Source organism: Faecalibacillus faecis, assembly GCF_003024675.1.
Taxonomy (GTDB): Bacteria; Bacillota_I; Bacilli_A; order Erysipelotrichales; family Coprobacillaceae; genus Faecalibacillus; species Faecalibacillus faecis.
Window position 1 is genome coordinate 209,298 of record NZ_PYLP01000002.1, and the last position, 18,071, is coordinate 227,368.

20 protein-coding genes and 3 pseudogenes are annotated in these 18,071 nt (G+C 28.3%); 3 read left to right on the plus strand and 20 right to left on the minus strand.

What is annotated here, in order from left to right:
• Positions 1-457 precede the first annotated feature (457 nt).
• Positions 458-892, minus strand: a complete 435-nt coding sequence (locus C7U55_RS03070) for a hypothetical protein (RefSeq protein ID WP_106987291.1) — start codon at positions 890-892, stop codon at positions 458-460.
• Between the two features lie 46 nt (positions 893-938).
• Positions 939-1,163 carry a hypothetical protein gene (locus C7U55_RS13440; RefSeq protein WP_146139605.1) on the minus strand — a complete coding sequence of 75 codons (225 nt, stop codon included), beginning with the start codon at positions 1,161-1,163 and terminating at the stop codon, positions 939-941.
• Between the two features lie 101 nt (positions 1,164-1,264).
• Between C7U55_RS13440 and C7U55_RS03075 the strand changes: the two are divergent.
• Positions 1,265-1,534: pseudogene (locus C7U55_RS03075) on the plus strand (ATP-binding protein); the annotation flags it as partial.
• A 374-nt stretch (positions 1,535-1,908) separates the two neighbouring features.
• Here C7U55_RS03075 and C7U55_RS14100 read toward each other — a convergent pair.
• Positions 1,909-2,031, minus strand: coding sequence for a hypothetical protein (locus C7U55_RS14100; RefSeq protein WP_275666242.1), 123 nt, complete (start codon positions 2,029-2,031; stop codon positions 1,909-1,911).
• Positions 2,032-2,265 (minus strand): annotated as a pseudogene (locus C7U55_RS14205) (DUF4230 domain-containing protein); the annotation flags it as partial.
• 641 nt (positions 2,266-2,906) lie between these two features.
• Between C7U55_RS14205 and C7U55_RS03085 the strand changes: the two are divergent.
• A complete protein-coding gene (locus C7U55_RS03085; RefSeq protein ID WP_106987294.1) occupies positions 2,907-3,578 on the plus strand; it encodes a hypothetical protein in 672 nt (223 codons plus the stop codon).
• A 1,042-nt stretch (positions 3,579-4,620) separates the two neighbouring features.
• Here C7U55_RS03085 and C7U55_RS03095 read toward each other — a convergent pair.
• The 9 genes and pseudogenes from C7U55_RS03095 to C7U55_RS03135 all read right to left on the minus strand — a co-directional run bounded on the left by C7U55_RS03095 (position 4,621) and on the right by C7U55_RS03135 (position 11,471).
• Positions 4,621-4,935, minus strand: coding sequence for a PTS sugar transporter subunit IIB (locus tag C7U55_RS03095; protein ID WP_106987354.1), 315 nt, complete (start codon positions 4,933-4,935; stop codon positions 4,621-4,623).
• Positions 4,936-5,289: 354 nt separating this feature from the next.
• Positions 5,290-6,387: pseudogene (locus C7U55_RS03100) on the minus strand (IS256 family transposase); the annotation flags it as partial.
• Between the two features lie 127 nt (positions 6,388-6,514).
• Complete coding sequence (locus C7U55_RS03105; RefSeq protein WP_106987297.1) at positions 6,515-6,874, minus strand: hypothetical protein; 360 nt, start codon at positions 6,872-6,874, stop codon at positions 6,515-6,517.
• A 141-nt stretch (positions 6,875-7,015) separates the two neighbouring features.
• On the minus strand, positions 7,016-7,240 hold the full coding sequence (locus C7U55_RS03110) for a hypothetical protein (protein WP_106987298.1): 225 nt from the start codon (positions 7,238-7,240) through the stop codon (positions 7,016-7,018).
• A gap of 271 nt (positions 7,241-7,511) precedes the next feature.
• Positions 7,512-8,924: an amidophosphoribosyltransferase gene (gene purF, locus C7U55_RS03115; RefSeq protein WP_106987299.1), complete on the minus strand. Its 1,413-nt coding sequence runs from the start codon at positions 8,922-8,924 to the stop codon at positions 7,512-7,514.
• An 86-nt stretch (positions 8,925-9,010) separates the two neighbouring features.
• Complete coding sequence (locus C7U55_RS03120) at positions 9,011-10,375, minus strand: PFL family protein (protein WP_106987300.1); 1,365 nt, start codon at positions 10,373-10,375, stop codon at positions 9,011-9,013.
• 12 nt (positions 10,376-10,387) lie between these two features.
• On the minus strand, positions 10,388-10,660 hold the full coding sequence (locus C7U55_RS03125) for an ACT domain-containing protein (RefSeq protein ID WP_106987301.1): 273 nt from the start codon (positions 10,658-10,660) through the stop codon (positions 10,388-10,390).
• A gap of 104 nt (positions 10,661-10,764) precedes the next feature.
• On the minus strand, positions 10,765-11,079 hold the full coding sequence (locus tag C7U55_RS03130) for a PTS sugar transporter subunit IIB (protein WP_048923694.1): 315 nt from the start codon (positions 11,077-11,079) through the stop codon (positions 10,765-10,767).
• A 74-nt stretch (positions 11,080-11,153) separates the two neighbouring features.
• On the minus strand, positions 11,154-11,471 hold the full coding sequence (locus C7U55_RS03135) for a PTS sugar transporter subunit IIB (RefSeq protein WP_048923693.1): 318 nt from the start codon (positions 11,469-11,471) through the stop codon (positions 11,154-11,156).
• Positions 11,472-11,626: 155 nt separating this feature from the next.
• On the opposite strand from C7U55_RS03135, the gene C7U55_RS03140 reads away from it, so the two are divergent.
• The gene (locus C7U55_RS03140) at positions 11,627-12,166 is read left to right on the plus strand and encodes a metallophosphoesterase family protein (protein WP_162297400.1); all 540 of its coding nucleotides are present in this window, start codon (positions 11,627-11,629) and stop codon (positions 12,164-12,166) included.
• Positions 12,167-12,176: 10 nt separating this feature from the next.
• On the opposite strand, the gene C7U55_RS03145 is transcribed toward C7U55_RS03140, so the two are convergent.
• The 7 genes from C7U55_RS03145 to yhbY all read right to left on the minus strand — a co-directional run bounded on the left by C7U55_RS03145 (position 12,177) and on the right by yhbY (position 18,067).
• Positions 12,177-12,515, minus strand: a complete 339-nt coding sequence (locus C7U55_RS03145) for a helix-turn-helix domain-containing protein (protein WP_048923690.1) — start codon at positions 12,513-12,515, stop codon at positions 12,177-12,179.
• A gap of 118 nt (positions 12,516-12,633) precedes the next feature.
• The gene (locus tag C7U55_RS03150; RefSeq protein ID WP_106987303.1) at positions 12,634-14,937 is read right to left on the minus strand and encodes a peptidase U32 family protein; all 2,304 of its coding nucleotides are present in this window, start codon (positions 14,935-14,937) and stop codon (positions 12,634-12,636) included.
• An 11-nt stretch (positions 14,938-14,948) separates the two neighbouring features.
• Positions 14,949-15,635 carry a 5'-methylthioadenosine/adenosylhomocysteine nucleosidase gene (locus tag C7U55_RS03155; RefSeq protein ID WP_106987304.1) on the minus strand — a complete coding sequence of 229 codons (687 nt, stop codon included), beginning with the start codon at positions 15,633-15,635 and terminating at the stop codon, positions 14,949-14,951.
• Positions 15,636-15,638: 3 nt separating this feature from the next.
• Positions 15,639-16,352, minus strand: a complete 714-nt coding sequence (locus tag C7U55_RS03160; protein ID WP_106987305.1) for a class I SAM-dependent DNA methyltransferase — start codon at positions 16,350-16,352, stop codon at positions 15,639-15,641.
• Positions 16,352-16,693, minus strand: coding sequence for a ribosome silencing factor (gene rsfS / locus C7U55_RS03165; RefSeq protein ID WP_106987306.1), 342 nt, complete (start codon positions 16,691-16,693; stop codon positions 16,352-16,354). Before rsfS ends, C7U55_RS03160 begins: the two co-directional genes overlap by 1 nt.
• Positions 16,686-17,783, minus strand: coding sequence for a nicotinate-nucleotide adenylyltransferase (locus C7U55_RS03170; protein ID WP_106987307.1), 1,098 nt, complete (start codon positions 17,781-17,783; stop codon positions 16,686-16,688). Before C7U55_RS03170 ends, rsfS begins: the two co-directional genes overlap by 8 nt.
• Entirely contained in the window at positions 17,780-18,067 is a 288-nt protein-coding gene (gene yhbY / locus C7U55_RS03175; protein WP_048923686.1) for a ribosome assembly RNA-binding protein YhbY, read from the minus strand. The genes C7U55_RS03170 and yhbY overlap by 4 nt, the downstream gene beginning before the upstream one ends.
• Between the last annotated feature and the right edge of the window lie 4 nt (positions 18,068-18,071).

Consider the following 18,071-nt stretch of genomic DNA (forward strand, 5'->3'; position numbering starts at 1 on the left):
GTGTTGCAATTCTTAAAAATATCAACAAAACCAATAAAACTATATTTATAAGCACATTTATAGTAACACTTATTCCATTTGTCATATCAACAATCTATGTAATTCAAAATACATAAAATTTACATAATATACATTATGCGAAGTATAAAGTATCCATTTTTATCCCTTTGCCTCAAACACTAGTCCCAGTATAGTGTTCCACCGATTGCCCCTCATAAGTGGTATAACTTTAACTGAGGGATAAATCTTAGGAATTCATAATGCGTTTTATGTAAAAAAATCTTAAATTTATCTTAAAAACATAAGAAAACACAACACATTTCTTATATTTATAAAAATTAAAATGTATAGATGCAGCATTCAAAACAGTTGAGATTTATCCCTTAATTATTTTGAAAATACTGCATCTTTTTATATTTTTATAACATCATATAAACAATTAAAACATTCTAGTAATCTAGTTTAATGACGCACTGTTTTTACTTCTATTTGCATTTTGGTACTTAACAACTAGTCCTTGTAATCTTTTGATTTCTTTAAGTGAATCATTATATTGCTTTTGTAATTGTTCGTATTCTGTTTTTAATAACATGTGTTCTACATCATGATTTTTTAATAGTTTGTTTTCTCTTGCTAATTCAGTGATTTTGTTGGTTTTATAGTAGATAAAATCATTAAGAATCGTTTTGTGTTCCTTGTTTCTTTTGTTAATGAATTTATCAATGCATGGATGTGTGTTTGCAACATTTTTACCTAGTCCAACATCAGATAATACTTTTGAAGTAGAAATACCATTAAAATTTACCTTTTTCGTAAATTCTTCTAATTCTGATAATTTATCATTATAATATTCATTTGTTTTTTCTAAACTTTCTAATTCATAATTAGTCAATTCATTAATATCGATATTTAATGCCTTAAGATATTCGTTTAAAGTTTTATTTCTTTATTTTTCCATTGTTCCATTGTTCCATTTCTCTTCTTATTTTTTCATAATTGTCTTTGTAAAATTGTAGTGATGAATATTCAGAAATTAAATTACTTATAGAATTATCATCCATGTGTAATTTCAATTCATCCATTTCTAATTTTGTTCTAATATAATACTTAATATTGTTTAATGATTTTTCAGCTTCTTCATTTCTGTATAGCTTCGAGTCCAAACTATTATAATAATTATCAATTTCTTTTTTGAACTGTTGATAATAAAAGTTAAGATTGAAGATAAAGAAATGTTGATTTGGACAAATAAGGAACTTACAGAAATAAAATAAGACAGTATGAAAGATGTGATCTTTTGATATTGGACGAATGGTTGTTGGTAACGACAAACAACATTGAACAACAAGATATTCTAGAAGTATTAGAAAAAAGATATCGAGTACATTCAACGATTCTATGTTCTCAATTTGATGTTGCAGGATGGCACAGTAAACTTGGCGGAGGTGCATTAGCTGACGCTATATTGGATAGAATTGTATCAAAATCACAAACAATAAAAATCAAAGGTGACAAGTCAATGAGAAGCAGATAAAAATATGTCCTGGCTGGTATTATACAGTCAGGATTTTTAGATGGTCAGGTGCATCGGAATAGTTGGTCAACCTAATCGGAATGAGTGATCAACTAGAGTGGAATAATCAGAAATAGGTATTTATTTGCAACAAATTTTAAAACTAAAAATGTAAAAAAATATTATTCAAAAACTTTCACGACCCCATCTGAAATTTCAAGCACTTACGAACTCTTGGTATATTCCAATAGATATGATGCTGAAAACGGAGATTATGATATGGACACAGTAAGAATATCAAACATTAAACTTGAAGAAGGTTCAAAAGCAACACCGTATGTTGAATAATATAATCACGAAAAAGAAATAGCAGACGAAATTATCTGCTATTTTTTCTATTCTTTAATTGTTTTCCCTGCAAAGTTTGTTTTTGGTTTATCTTTGATGGTATCTTGTTTTGTAAAATTACATTTTACTTTATAATCTTTATAAGTATCGAATTTTGCACGAACAATCATTTCCATTTTTTCTTGTGTTTTAGTATGTACATAATCTAATACGCCATCTTCTATATCTTGTTGTTCAGCATCTTTTTTGTGGTCTGCTCTAAACTTGTCACCATCTTTTATGCTAATTGGATTAAATATATTTGTTTCTTCATCAAAATATTTTAATGATTTATCATCAATAGTATGACTTAATCTGTATATTTCCGGAATGTCAAATGTTACTGTCTTTGTAATATCATTAATTTAAAAGAATATGAATTTAAGTAGAATAGTAAGAAGGATGTAAAACAAAAAGTTAAAAATTAGAAAAAGGTGCAAAAATAAAAAGGACAACTTAATGTCCTTTTTGCTAACGGCAATAATATATTCTACACTTCAAAATTTTGGATTGATAAATTATTTTCTAATATAGTTTTTCTGTCATATTCGCGCTGTTTAAACTAGACGCAAATTTGATTTAATTAATTTTAAACGATAACTATCCTAGTGCTAAATACACTAGTTTTTTGCCATCAGCAAATTAATTTTACCACAAATTAGAAATTTTGAAAACAGGAAAATAAGCAGGTCGTTTTTATTTTCTTATTTTTAAAAAGTTTAAAACGTTTAAAAGATTGAAAAGAAAAAAAGTAATCACCAGCCTGGAAAGTTTGTGATTACTTTTCTATGTAATACGATAAACTAATCAGAGCAATCTTTTTACTCCTCTTATATTTTATTCTTTTATTTTAATTTTTCAATGAACGGGATTTTTATTCTTGAAATTAGTCCTAAAAGTTATATAATCTATATCCCCCCCCCCCGAAGATTTTTGTATCATGCAGGTATAGTGGATTCTTTTTTATGAGTAAAATCTTAAGAAAGGAAATTTTATATCTTAATATATGAAAAAATTTTTCGAAGAATATGGATCCGTAGCAATTATCGTAATTGTTATTGCTGTATTACTTTTAATTGTTGGTAGTGTTAAAGGATTGGATGAAGTCACAGGTAAAGTTAATGGTTTTGGGGTTGCAAGTATTGTTGGTAATGCTTATGCGAAGGCGATTAATAAATTTGATGAAAGTTTTGACAACACATTAAACGGAGCGGACCCTAGTAAAGAAATCGCAAAGAAATTAGGTCTTAATCGATTTGGAATAACTTCAATCAAACAAACATGTAGTGACAAATATTCATACAATCGTGGTGAGCTAGTTGGTTATAATATTGAATATCAGGTTCGTACCTATAGTTTTGCAAGCTATGCTAGACCGGCATTACATGTAATTTCATACTCTAACAGGTTGTATTTTGCAGAAGCTGATTATGATGTGGATTCAGAAAAAAGCATAAATTTAAACCGTTCCGGAAATTTATTTGCAAAAAACAAAGGGGATTCTTCTTTTTTAAATAGCGATGATAGTCGCGACTTTTTAAATAAAATTTCATACACGAATTCCTGTTTAGAAATTGTAAATAGAAACGGAGTCCCAATCTATTTTTCAAATGATGATACTGGTTTTTCGTGTTATGCTTTGGACGGCGAGTGGCATATACTCAATGAAGGTAAGTAAGCTTTTATCATAAAAGCGTAAAACGCAAGAATGAATATTCTTGCAAAATACAGTACTTAAATTAATATATATAACATATCAAAGACTTATAGATTTTCTACTCTTAGATGCTATAAGTTTTTTTCTGTAATTTCAATTTCTGTTATGTTATTAATATCAGATTCTTTGAATGATTTAATATATAATTATCGGTCCATACTCCGTTAGATTTGTTATACATATTATTAAGAACCTCTACAGAATCTTTAACCATACCTTCAAAAACCACATTGCCATTATCTTTAATTATTATTGAATTATCTCTATTAATGATTTTTAAGATATCTATTAATTTTACTGTGCCCATAATTATCATACCCCTTACAACTCTGTTAAAAATATATTAACACTAACAAATCTGCATAATGATAAATTTCCATTAATTAAAAATAAATTGTTTATGAATTTTAAAAATTGATTAAAAACACCTATTATTTTTATTAATTTGGACAATTCTATATGTATAATTTCTAAATATAAATTTTTCTATACAGAATATTTAGTAGCATTTTTATTTAAACAACGATAATATTATTTCAAAGAAAAGGTTTCCGTAAAATGGGAAACGTAGAATTATTCTAATATACATATGCTAATACCCTTATAATGATTAAATTTACAACAGCTTAAAACAACATATCAACTTAATAATTTTAGCTAAAAAGTATCCCTCTTATCTTTAGAAACTTATATACTTTTTATAACTATATAAATACCTCCAAACACTAGTAATATCAATAGGTTTAAGAGATAAGGGATATAAATGAAATTGACATATTGCGAAGTCATCCTAATAAGAAAACATGTCTACTTTTCTAAATAATTTATTATAGTAAAAAACTATGTTATATTTATATGCGAATATGTTACATAAATATAATATAGTTTTTTTGATAATTTACGTGTGTTTGTTTCTTATCATTAATTACAACACTTATGGAAAAATAGCAGTTTTCGCCATAAAAAAAGAGAACCACTTATGATTCTCTGTGTATTAAAATAATTATGCACCCATTAATTTTTTAGCATGTGCGTAAACTTTTTCCCCGTTCATCATACCATAATCTTTCATATCAATAACTTCAACAGGAAGACCAGGATTTACTTTATCAGCTTCTTCTTTGATTTTACCTAAATTAAATCTTACTTGTGGACCAAGTAAAACACAATCAACAGTAGGAATTCTACTCATTCCATCAGACATTGGTAATGCAAAAATTTCTACTTCATCCCCTAATTTTTTTGCAGATTGTTCCATTTTTGTCACTAATAAACTTGTTGACATACCAGCTGAACATACTAACATAATTTTTTTCATATTCATTATCTCTCCTTTAATTATTTTTAATCCTTACTTTTATTTTATATTTAATTCATTTCTTATTCTACTTATAACGTTTATTTGTAAAAAGATTACAAATAAACGTTATAAAAAAAAGAAACATAAAATTTATTTTCACATTCACAAAAAAGCACTTAATATTTTATTAATAAAATATTAAGTGCAGCTCTCTCTTTTAGTGATGTATTATCAACTTTTTAGACTATAAACTTTATATAAATATATATACTTTAATTCAATTTGGATATTCTATCGATAGTGTCAAGAATCTTGTGTAAATTCTTATTTCCTGTAAATTAAGTTTTCAGTAGATAAGGTTAGTTGTTATCTATTAAATTGATTGAATTGTGATACTAAGTATTTTTCCATTGATGTTTCGGTTGGAAACTGTTCCTTCAACTTAAATTTCTTCTTAAGTTGCTTGTTGAAACCTTCAATCAGATTCGTTGAATAAATACTATGTCTTACTTCCTTTGGATAATCAAAATACGTTAATAGATACGTATTTTTATCTAAAATATCAATTACTCTAGGATATTTTCTTTTCCATTTTGAAGTAAATGTTTCAAGATTTGATAATGCTTCTTCTAATTTGGATGCATTATATACTTCTTTGAAATCATCTAGTATTTCTTTTCTATCTGTTACACGTACTTTGGCTGCTATATTTCTAGATATATGTACTAGACATCTTTGAATTTTAGCTGTTGGAAAAGTCTGTTCAATAACTTCTTCCATACCAGCTAGGCCATCTGTACAAAATAACGATACACTTTCTAAACCTCTTGATTTGAAATCTTCTAGAAGTTCTTTCCAAATTTCAGCAGATTCATTGGGTGCTATAGAGTATCCTAAAATCTCTTTTGTGCCTTCAACAGTAATACCAACTGCTATATGCACTGCTTCTTTTGCGACAGTATCTCTTCGTAAGGCCATGCATGTTGCATCCGTATAAACAACAGCGCATTCTTTAGATAACTGTCTAGATTTGAATTTATCAATGTTTTCTATGCATTTATCTGTAATATTGCTTACTGTTTGTTTAGAATAACTAGCACCGCATAAATGATTGACAATACTAGAAATATCTTGATTGGATAATCCCTTATCAAATAGATCAATGATTGTTTGATCAGTAGAATGATCATGTCGACAATATTTAGGAAGCAGACTTGAATAAAATAGACCTAAACGATCTCTAGGTATTTTAATATTGAGTACACCATATTTAGTATTGAATGTACGAATATAGCTTCCATTTCGATAATCTTCATTATTACTTCTGTCATAACGTTCATAATCTATAAATAAAGTTAATTCGTGTTCAAGAATTTCATTGATAGATTTTTCAAGAGCTTCCTCAAAAAGAGGAAGATTATTGTCATTAGTAATTAGATTTTTCATCAAAGATGTAGTAAAATAGTTCATGGGCATATCTCCTTAGATTAATGTTTTGGTCGACTTAATTTTACTAGGAAATATGTCCATTTTCTATAATTGAAAAATCATAATTTACACAAAATATTTTACACTATCGTTCTATCACTTTTATATACTAACTATTTAAAATTTTTAATCTCTCTATACATTGGAATATTTTTTTATCTTGAAAAAATGAATATTGAGATTCTTCAATACATTTTTCTGAACAAAAAATACCAACAAGTAATGCTAAAACAGCTTTTAAATTTAATTTTGAAACATCTACAGCATGCATTTCATTCATACTCCATTCTAAATCATTTTCCTCTAATGTTTTGATAAAACGATTCATTTCTAATTCAGGATGTTTCATTTCAAAACGACATAATTCTTTTTGCAATCTCCATTCGATTAACTTGTATTGATCAAATGACATTGCTTGATTTGATACTTCATTTAATGCGAGTAAAACATTTGTTAATTCAGATAGCACGATAATAAACACTCCTTCCTACTAATAAAATTTAATATCTCTATCAGCATCTATAATTTTATCAAAAAGGATATTTTATAACAAATAATACAATTATTTTATCTTTTTTTATTTAGGATTATTCGACAATTAGAGTGAATTTTATAGAAAATTATCACAAAAAAAGCAATATTTTGTTGTATAATGACGAATTTTAACAAATGAAAAAAGTAATCCACCAGAAAATCTGGTGGTTTTGCTTTCATCGCCCATAGGGCTCAGCATCTCGCTTAAGCCCCCTAGGCCTCTGCTGACCTGACACTTGCTTACTGTCGCTTCTCTCCCCTTAAAAGGGTCGTTAAATTCCATTCGCATTTGTTCAGACATTCTATTCTCTTGTATTTGATTTGTTATATACTCATTGATCTTTTTTGTATTCTTTCTTACTGTATCTACATGGAATTGTTATCATTTATTTGATTCATTCCCTTTTCTCCTTGTATTTAATTTTTTTGCAGTTTGCAGGTCGCAATCTTATTATAATACAAGGAGTTTCTTTATTCATCGCTAAAGCTTCACGGAACCCCTAGACTATTTAGGGGTTTTAGAGTATACAAAAAAGGCTGTTATTTCCAACAGCCTTCCTTTCACTAATCAGTTATTTTTCAAATTTGTTTGCTTTATCAAAGGAATCATATAAATTTGTTACATAATTCCCATTAAAACATGACATACATAATCCACATTTTTGATGATCGAAATGAATTGATTTATGAAGTCCTTCTTCACTAATGAACGCTAAACTATCTGCTTCAATATATTCGCATAATTCATCCACAGACATTTTATTTGAAATAAGTTCTTCGATGGTAGAAGTATCTACCCCATAAAAACAAGGAAATTTAATTGCTGGTGAAGCAATACGAACATGGACTTCTTTTGCTCCCGCATCTTTTAAGTGTCTTACAATTCTTTTTGATGTAGTTCCTCTTACAATTGAATCATCAATCATAACAACTTTTTTCCCACTTACAATAGAGGAAACAGCAGAAAGTTTCATTCGAACACCTTGTTCCCTCATTTCTTGTGTAGGTTGAATAAATGTTCTTCCAACATATTTATTTTTTACAAGTCCCATTTCATAAGGAATACCTGAAGCTTCAGCATAACCGATAGCAGCTGAAATAGAGGAATCAGGAACTCCGATAACAACATCTGCTTCAATAGGATTTTCATAATAGAGTTGTTTACCTGCAAGTTTACGTGTTGTATGTACATTAATACCATCTAAATTACTATCAGGTCTAGAAAAATAAATGTATTCCATTGCACAAATTTTGTCTTGTAATGAATCTTTTGTATAAGTTTTACTAAGTAATTTGCCATCTTTTACACGAACAATTTCACCTGGTTCTACATCACGTACAAATTTAGCACCAATAACATCTAAAGCACATGTTTCAGATGCAAACACATAAGCACCATTAGATAATATTCCAATAGAAAGAGGTCTTAAACCGTATTTATCTCTTGCTGCATAAATACGTCCTTCAAGCATAACTAAAAAGGCAAATGCACCATCTAATTTATCTAAAGAAGCACAGATTCGATCAATCATATGTCCTTCTTGTCTTTTAATTAAATGGCCTAAAACTTCTGTATCTGAAGTAGAAGAAAAAATACTTCCTTGATCTTCCAATTCTTGTTTTAAAATATTTGCATTTACTAAATTTCCATTATGACAAATACTCATTGAACCTTCCATTGTGCGGAAAACAAATGGTTGTACATTAGATAAACCACCACCACCAGCAGTTGAATAACGAACATGTCCAATTGCAACATTACCATTTAAATTTTTCAATTTATCTTGATCAAAAACTTCAGTTACAAGGCCTTCACCTTTATAAATATTCATTTTACCATTACATTCACAACAAATACCAGCAGCTTCTTGCCCCCTATGTTGTAAACTATGTAAACCATAATAACAAATTTGAGCTGCATCTTGATGTCCTACAACACCAAAAACACCGCATTCTTCATGTAATTCTCTATCTTGATGAATCATAATATACCCCCACGTGATGTTTTTATTGTATAATGCGAATTTATTATCGTCAATATTTTTTTATAGAAAAAAATTAGAGTAAAACTCTAATTTTTAAAACTATGAATTGGTGCAGGGATTCTTCCTCCACGATTAATAAACTCAGAACAATCAAAATTATTTACTGGCATGATTGGTGCATAACCTAATAATCCACCAAATTCAACAGTATCACCAACATCTTTACCAGCAACTGGTATAATTCTAACAGCCGTTGTTTTTTGATTAATCATACCAATAGCCATTTCATCAGCAATGATACCAGAAATTGTTGTAGCAGAAGTTTTTCCAGGAATTGCAATCATATCTAATCCTACACTGCACACACAAGTCATTGCTTCTAATTTTTCAAGTGTAAGTGCTCCTCTTTCAACGGCATTGATCATTCCTTGATCTTCACTTACAGGGATAAAAGCACCACTTAATCCACCTACATATGAAGAAGCCATAACGCCACCTTTTTTAACTTGATCGTTTAAAATGGCAAGTGCAGCTGTTGTACCAGGAGCACCAACAGAAGCTAAACCCATTCCTTCTAAACAATCAGCAATACTATCACCAACGGCAGGTGTTGGAGCTAAAGATAAATCAATAATTCCAAATGGAATATTAAGCATCTTTGATGCTTCTTGAGCAACTAATTGACCAACACGAGTGATTTTAAATGCAGTTTTTTTAATAGTTTCACACAACTCACCAAAATCTTTTCCATTGCATTTATTAATAGCATTTTTAACAACACCTGGTCCACTGACCCCAACATTAATAATACAATCCGCTTCGCTTACACCATGAAAGGCACCTGCCATAAATGGATTGTCATCAGGTGCATTACATAACACAACTAGTTTAGCACATCCAATTGAGTCATCTTCTTTTGTAATTTCTGCAGTATCTTTAATAATTTTCCCTAACATTTTTACAGCATCCATATTTATACCTGTTTTTGTTGATCCAACATTAACAGAACTACATACGTTTTGTGTAACTTTCATTGCTTCAGGAATAGATTCAATTAGCATTTTTTCTGCATTTGTCATCCCTTTAGATACAATAGCACTATATCCCCCAATAAAGTTAACTTTTAATTCATGGGCACATTGATCAAGAGTTTTTGCAATTTTAACAAAATCTTTTGGCGATTTACATGCATTTGCTCCAACAAAACCAATAGGTGTAATAGAAATACGTTTATTTACAATTGGAATACCGTATTTTCTTTCAATTTCTTCACCTGTTTTTACAAGATCTTTTGCTATACTAGTAATTTTTTTATAAATATTTTGACATAAAACATCAATATCGTGATCCATACAATCGAGCAAACTTATACCAATAGTAATTGTTCTAACATCTAAATTTTCTTGCTCAATCATTTTATTTGTTTCTGTGACTTCAAATAAATTAATCATTCTTCTTCTCCTTTAAATACGATGCATTTTATTGAAAATATTTTCATGTTGTAATTTAATATTCACACCAATTTCTTTTCCTAAATTTTCAAGCTCATCACAAATAAGCCCAAAATCCTTTGATGAGTTTTGTAATTCAATAATCATCATCATATTAAAGTATCCTTGAATAATTGTTTGCGAAATATCTAAGATATTTAACTTGTTTTCTGCTAAATATGTACATACTTTCGCAATAATACCAACCTGATCCTCACCTACAACAGTAATAATGCCTTTTTCCATAAAGTATCCCCCTATTTTTATATTTTTAGTTATTATATCATAGCTTTTAAAAATAAAAAAGGGTAAAAAAAGTGACTGTCAACCAGCCACCTTTATAAATGAAATTATTCACCCATCATAGCTTTAGCTTTTTTGTAAACAGCTTCACCATTCATCATTCCATAATCTTTCATATCGATTACGTCACATGGTTTGCTTACACCAGCAGCATCCATAGCTTTTTCAATGGTATTTTTTTGGAATCTAACTTGTGGGCCAAGTAAAATACAATCTACATCTCCAACTCTTTTTTCACCTTCAGAAATAGGTAATGCGAAGATTTCTACTTCATCTCCCATTGCAGCAGCAGCTTTTTCCATTTTTGTTACTAATAAACTAGTAGACATACCTGCAGCACATACTAACATAATTTTTTTCATAATATTTAATACCTTCCTTAACTAATTTATAAAAAAGATTATTAAAATAATCTTTTTTAATATATTTTATTTAATTAATCTCCGATTAATTTTCTAGCCATTTCGAAAACAGCTTTACCATTCATTGTACCATAATCTCTCATGTCAATGACTTCAACTGGGATAGGTCCTTTTTTACGACCAGCTGCTAATTTTTCAATAGCACCTTTTTGGAATCTAACTTGTGGGCCAAGTAAGATAACATCAACATCTTCTAATACTCTTGGTGCATCAGAAAATGGTAATGCAAAGATTTTTGCTTCATAACCTGCATCTTTAGCAGCACCTTCCATTTTTGTTACTAATAAGCTAGTAGACATACCAGCTGAACAAACTAATAAAATTTGTTTCATTTTTTAACACTCCTTCTCATTTCTTAACTAAACTTATTTTACCAATTATAGAAATAAATGTAAACCCTTTCCGCTTATTTTTTCTATTTCAGAAAATGGATTTTTTTATAAAAAAATGTATAATATATTTTATATTGATATATTGGAGGTTTTTTATGAGACTACTTGTTGTAAGTGATAGTCACGGATATGATGAAGAATTAGAATTTGTTTTAAAAAATATAACTTATGATGCTGCAATTCATTGCGGAGATTGTCATTTTGATAAAAAAAGTTCTTTTTTAAAATTATTTGATGTTATTGTTCAAGGAAATCATGATGAAGATTTTTTACCATTAGAAATGACTTTTAAAACACCTTTGGGTGAAATATTTATTTGTCATGGTCACACTTTTCATGTCTACAAAGGGTATGATGAACTATCAAGGTATATCAACAAAAAAAATTTTTCAATATGTTTTCATGGACACACGCATGTTCCACATATTGAAAAATTTGAAAACATTCTCTTCGTTAATCCTGGAAGTATCATGTTTAATCGGGGATTAAGTGAATGTGGAAGCTATGCAATTGTTGAAATCAACCATAAAATAGAAGTTACTTTTTATGATTCTAGAACATTAAAAAAAATACCTCAATCTGTTATCGATAAAGATCAAGATATTTTAAATGAATTCAAATTATTTGCTAAATAATTTGAATTTTTTATTTATTTTTTTGACGTTCTTCATTTCTTTTTCTTTTATATTCAATAATAAACATTACTTCTTTCAAGTCGTCATCTGTAAGTTCAGTAAGTAGACGTGCGATATTGGCAATGTTGTAATAATCATATTTCTTGCCACTAATTATTTCCTCGACACTTCTTCCATATAAATTAGAAAAAACTTTTAATTCACTAACTGTAATATCACGTTTACCATTTTCTATATCTGAAATTGCTGAATGAGGAACATTAAGATGCATTGCTACATCTTTTTGTGTTAAGTGTTTAAAATTACGATATGAGCGTAAACGTTTCGCTAATTCAATATCTATTGCCATATAATCACCGATCCTCCTTACAAAAATTTTAGCATTTTCATGAATTACATTCAATTACAAATTAAAAATATAAAAAACTCTTTTTATTTCTAACAAATAGAAAATATCAAAAAAGTGATTAATCTGAAAAATAACCTAAAAAAGTGTCATACTTTCTTTTTTCTATGCTTTTATTTCCTTGAATAATAGATTTAAAATCGACAATAATTCTTTCTATTTCATCATGAGATTCGTCAATAAAATTAAGTAGTAAATAATCTACGTTTAATGTTTGAATCTGATCAAAATAAAAACGATGAGAATGAATAATGTAATTATTACAATAATTATCTGTTATAATTTTAAATTCTTTTGATTTACGATCAATCAATGAATAATGATGTTTTTTACACATTTGACAATTTTTTACTTTCTTTGAAAAATGATAATCAGAAATAATACAATGTTTCATATTCATATTCTTGATTTGTGAATATCCCGTAAAGTAAATTTCTTTATCAATACAATAGTCTTGAATATCTTTTTTTGAAAGTTCATAAGGAACAACAAAAGACTGATTAAATTCAATAGCTGTCAAATTGTTATTAACATTCATATGATATCCTAAAACAATTTCTTTATCTTTTATTTGATGAAGTGCTCCAAAGTCATTTACTTGTATTTTATTACACAAATGATAGTAATCAGAATTTAGAAATTCTTTAAATTGATTTTCATCATATAAAAATGGAACATAAGGCACATATTTGTCATTTTGGCCTTTATATTGATAAAATGGAACAAATACTTCTTTAACTTCACTTAAATCAATACCTTCTAATTGACAAAGATTATTTACTTGTAAAACAATTCCTTTTAAGGCATGTTTTTTTGATTGATATTTATGCAAATGAATATCTTTTCTTTCTCTTGTTTTATCAACAAGTGCTGTTTCCAATTTTGAAATTGCTTCACGTCTTAAGTTATTAAGTTCTTTAATTGGAAAAGTTCCATTTTCAGGGAAATGAATACGAATTATATCTAAAGTAAAAGTTGTATTTCCTAATTTAGATAATTGTTCTAAAATTCTTTCCTTTGATAACGGTGTTTTATAGGCTTCTTCGATGATTGCATCACTCTTAACAGTAACCTTCTCTTTTTTATAAGTTAAAGTTAGAGTAATTGGCGAATGAATCACACCATCTAGTGACATTTGAACAGGAAGTTTAACATGTTCTTGTTTTAAAAATTGCTCTGTTTGACTAACAATCTTTGAATCAACAACTCTAAAAACATCTTGCATTTTTAAACGTGTATCTAATTCAATTGCAACTAGATCACCCTTTTTACCATGATTTACAAGTTTTCCCTTTTTGTATAGTTTTGTAATACTTCTTGTAAAATCATCTTTAGGAAAATAAATACGATCTCCTTGATAAAGTTCTTCTTCTAATAAAATTTGAAGAAGTTTTTTCTTTGGAGAATATTCAACCATTTTGCCTATTTTAACACCTTGGTTACCAGGTATTTTTTTAGCAAGTTCTAAAGAATTATTAAATAAAAATCCTTTAGTGAATCCTCTATTGAAAACCTTTTTCATATTTAATATATCTGTTTCAACAGATTTTTTTTGTTTTAAAAAATAAGTATCAATCGCTTTTCTATAAGCTTTTATAACTTCGCCAACATATTCTGGACGTTTCATACGCCCTTCTACTTTAAATGATTTTATACCTGCTTCAATAAGCTGATCAACATTTTCAATACTGCATAAATCTTTAGGAGATAAAAGATAACAATCATGTAAGGAAACAATTTTATTATCTTCTTTTAATTGATAAGGAAGTCGACAAGGTTGTCCACATTCTCCTTTATTCCCACTACGTTTTGCAATCATTGAAGACATTAAACATTGTCCTGAATATGACATGCATAAAGCACCATGAACAAAAACTTCAATATCAATATCACAATTATGACAAATTTCAGAAATTTCTTTGATAGACATTTCCCTAGCTAAAACAACGCGATCAACCTGTTGTTCTTCAAAGTATTTAACCCCTTCTAGGTTTCGTACACTAGCTTGCGTAGACATATGTATTTCAATATCAGGAAAATTATTTTTTATTAAATGAAATAGACCCATATCTTGAATAATTAAAGCATCTACGTTGATTTCATATAAGTACTGAATATAAGATATAATATCTTCAATTTGTTGATTTGTATAAAGTGTATTAACTGTAACATATAATTTCACATTTCTAAGATGACAATAATTTACTGCTTGTTTCAAAGCCTCATAGTCAAAATTATGTGCAAAAGCTCGTGCACCAAATTTTTGGCCACCTAAATAAATGGCATTGGCTCCATTTTGAACAGCCGCTTTTAAAGCATCAAAACTTCCTGCAGGAGCTAGTAATTCTATATCTTCTTTTTTCATAAAGAGTATCCTTAATCTTTAATAAGTTCAATACATAAACGTGCTGATTGCTCACTTGCTACTTTTAAATATTCGTCAAATTGAATAGACGAAGCCCCTTTACCAAAAACATCAGAAAGTGAGCGTGTAATGATAAATGGAATATTATATTTATAACATGTATGTCCTACAGATGCCGCTTCCATTTCACTACACAAAGCTTCTGGAAAATCATTCTTTATTTTAGACACCTGATTTTCTTGACTGATAAATTGATCTCCCGATACAATAAGACCAACATTTTCTTGAATACCCATACCATCTAAAATTTGAGATGCCTTTTTTACAAGTCCTTTATCTGCAGAAATAAAACGAGGTAAATCTGGTAATTCACCTTGTGGTCTTGCAAAAGCAGATAAATCAACATCATGATAGGCTACCGCATTTGATACAACCACATCTCCAACATTTTGTTCTTGTTTTAATCCACCAGCAGAACCAATGTTAATAACATAATCAATGTCATAATTTGTAAGTAGAAGAGAAACGCAAATTGCTGAATTAACTTTACCAATTCCACCTTGTAAAATAACAACTTCTTTTCCTTCAATAATGCCTTCATAAAAAACAGTATCTAATAGTTTATTTTCTTTTGTTATTTCAGCTTTATTCAATAAAGCTGAAACTTCTTCTTGCATTGCACCAATTATTCCAATCATAGTTTATCCTTTCTTACAAACAAAAATATTTCTTTCACATTCTTCATTATATACGTTAAAATCACTATAAACTTCGATTTCTTTAAATCCTACTTTTTCAAGTAAATCACGATAAATTTCGATATCAAAGGTTTTTTGTGAATGTTCTTCATAAACACGTTCTTGATTAACTTTATCAATGATTTCTACACTATGTTTGACAGACCCTTTTTCTAAATGATCAACATGCCAATGAAAATAAAAATCTTCATCATCATTTTCTTCATCATAATTAGCTAAAATTTTTTCCATTTTATACATTGAATCAACATCAAAGATAAATGTACCATCTTTTTTTAGGGCATCATATGTATTTTGGAAAACATTTTTAACATCTTTTAAATTTGTTACATAATTTAAAGAATCACATAAACATAAAATTAAATCAAGCTTTGTATCAACAACAAAATCACACATATCAACACGTGAAAGCATAACATCTACTTTAAAATCAATACACTTATATTTAGCAACCTCGAGCATATCTTTTGAAATATCTGTTGCACAAACATTTTTCCCTAAGTGTGCTAAACGAATTGCAATTTCTCCTGTTCCACAGCCAAGTTCTAAAACAGTTTGATATTTTTTTACATGTTTGTTGATAAACTGTATGTAATCATTATAAAACTCTTGATCCATCAAACTGTCATAGTAATAAGCAAAAGCTTCATAAGACATTATAAAATATCCTCAATCGAAATAACGGGTTTATCAGACCACAATTTTTCAATCCCGTAATTTTTTCTTTCTTCAGTATCAAATAAATGAACAATAATATCTCCATAATCCATTAAAATCCATTTACTATTTTTTCTACCTTCGATATTTTTAACAAAATATCCTTCTTTATCACAAGCTTCTTCAATATGATCTTTTAAAGCTAATAATAATCTTTCATTACTTGCACTTGCAATAACAAAATAATCACAAATTGGACTATCAATTGACATATCAATAACAGTAATATCATTTGCAAGTTTCTCATCTAATACTTTAACAATAGTTTTTAATTTATTCATTACAATCTCCTTTACAATACTTTTGATATACATCAAAAAAACATTCATCAATATCTCTATTTTTTTCTTTAGAAAAATTATAAAAATTAACTAATTCACCTTTAAATCCTTCTAAAATATCTTCTTTACATAAAGCAATTTGTTTGGAAGAATCATATCCCCTTAAAGGATCTAATTTATCCGCACAATAAACACACATATCAAGTTTAGACATTTCCATCGAAGCCGTTGTATGATTGGTAATTGCCTGCAAAATAGCTTCATCTTCAATATAAAAATCTTTCTTAGCTAAATAAGTAGAAAGCCATTGATGATAAATTGGTCTTGGTTTTAAGACAAATTGAGGATAGTATTCCTTCATTAAATGCATTTCTTCATCACGATCCATTTCTTTAGCAATATCATGAAGCATTCCAGCAATATATGCCTTTGTTCCATCTACCCCATTACAGTTTGCAAATTTTCTTGCAAGTTTAGCTACGGAACAGGTATGATCAAAACGCTTTTTAGACATATATTTTCTTACAAAGTTTTCTAAATAGAGTCCATGTCGAAAAGCATACATAAGAACTTTTTTATCTACAACATTTCTTTTTCCTTTTTTCAAAGCGGTGCTCGATTCATCTGTTTCTTTTGTTTCAATGAATTTAAAATGATATGTATTTATATTTTCATTTATTTGATAGCCAACTCTACCGAAAGCAACGAGTTGTACTTCTTGAGAAATTTCTTGAGCACACTTCCATTTGTCAAATTGACTTGCTTGATCCATTCCCATAATAAAATAAAGTTCATCACTTGGATAAAGTTGTTTTAAAGTTTTAATTGTATCAATCGTATAATTTTTTTCATTTGTTGGATTATCAAGTTCAATACGAGATATTTCATATTGTTTGTTTCCTTCCATTGTCAAATGAATCATATCAATACGTTGTTTGTCATTAGCAACACAATCATCTTTCCAAGGGTTGTGCTTTGTTGGCATAATGAGCATCTTATCAAGATTTAATTTAGAAATTGTTTCATTAATAATACGTTTGTGTCCTAAATGGAAAGGATCAAACGAACCACCAATAATTCCTATTTTCATGGTAAACGATAAATTTCCTTTTCACTTTCACGATATAAAATAATTGTGCGCCCTAAAATTTGGACAATTTCTGCATCAAGTTTTAAAGATAACTCACTAGCAATTTCATTTTTATCCTGTTGACAACTTTCTAAAATTTTTACCTTTATAAGTTCTCTTGATTCAAGTGCTTCATCAATTCCAATAATTTGTGTTTCATGAAGACCATCTTTTCCAATTTGGAAAATAGCATTTAAATGATGTGCTTCATGTCTTAAAAATCTTTTTTGTTTTCCTGTTAACATTTCT

Coding starts and splice junctions, on each gene's coding strand:
- C7U55_RS14100 (WP_275666242.1), bottom strand. CDS start 2,031: ATGATTGTTCGTGCAAAATTCGATACTTATAAAGATTATAAAGTAAAA.
- C7U55_RS03085 (WP_106987294.1), top strand. CDS start 2,907: ATGAAAAAATTTTTCGAAGAATATGGATCCGTAGCAATTATCGTAATT.
- C7U55_RS03095 (WP_106987354.1), bottom strand. CDS start 4,935: ATGAAAAAAATTATGTTAGTATGTTCAGCTGGTATGTCAACAAGTTTA.
- C7U55_RS03110 (WP_106987298.1), bottom strand. CDS start 7,240: ATGTCTGAACAAATGCGAATGGAATTTAACGACCCTTTTAAGGGGAGA.
- purF (WP_106987299.1), bottom strand. CDS start 8,924: ATGATTCATCAAGATAGAGAATTACATGAAGAATGCGGTGTTTTTGGT.
- C7U55_RS03120 (WP_106987300.1), bottom strand. CDS start 10,375: ATGATTAATTTATTTGAAGTCACAGAAACAAATAAAATGATTGAGCAA.
- C7U55_RS03125 (WP_106987301.1), bottom strand. CDS start 10,660: ATGGAAAAAGGCATTATTACTGTTGTAGGTGAGGATCAGGTTGGTATT.
- C7U55_RS03130 (WP_048923694.1), bottom strand. CDS start 11,079: ATGAAAAAAATTATGTTAGTATGTGCTGCAGGTATGTCTACTAGTTTA.
- C7U55_RS03135 (WP_048923693.1), bottom strand. CDS start 11,471: ATGAAACAAATTTTATTAGTTTGTTCAGCTGGTATGTCTACTAGCTTA.
- C7U55_RS03140 (WP_162297400.1), top strand. CDS start 11,627: ATGAGACTACTTGTTGTAAGTGATAGTCACGGATATGATGAAGAATTA.
- C7U55_RS03145 (WP_048923690.1), bottom strand. CDS start 12,515: ATGGCAATAGATATTGAATTAGCGAAACGTTTACGCTCATATCGTAAT.
- C7U55_RS03150 (WP_106987303.1), bottom strand. CDS start 14,937: ATGAAAAAAGAAGATATAGAATTACTAGCTCCTGCAGGAAGTTTTGAT.
- C7U55_RS03155 (WP_106987304.1), bottom strand. CDS start 15,635: ATGATTGGAATAATTGGTGCAATGCAAGAAGAAGTTTCAGCTTTATTG.
- C7U55_RS03160 (WP_106987305.1), bottom strand. CDS start 16,352: ATGTCTTATGAAGCTTTTGCTTATTACTATGACAGTTTGATGGATCAA.
- rsfS (WP_106987306.1), bottom strand. CDS start 16,693: ATGAATAAATTAAAAACTATTGTTAAAGTATTAGATGAGAAACTTGCA.
- C7U55_RS03170 (WP_106987307.1), bottom strand. CDS start 17,783: ATGAAAATAGGAATTATTGGTGGTTCGTTTGATCCTTTCCATTTAGGA.
- yhbY (WP_048923686.1), bottom strand. CDS start 18,067: ATGTTAACAGGAAAACAAAAAAGATTTTTAAGACATGAAGCACATCAT.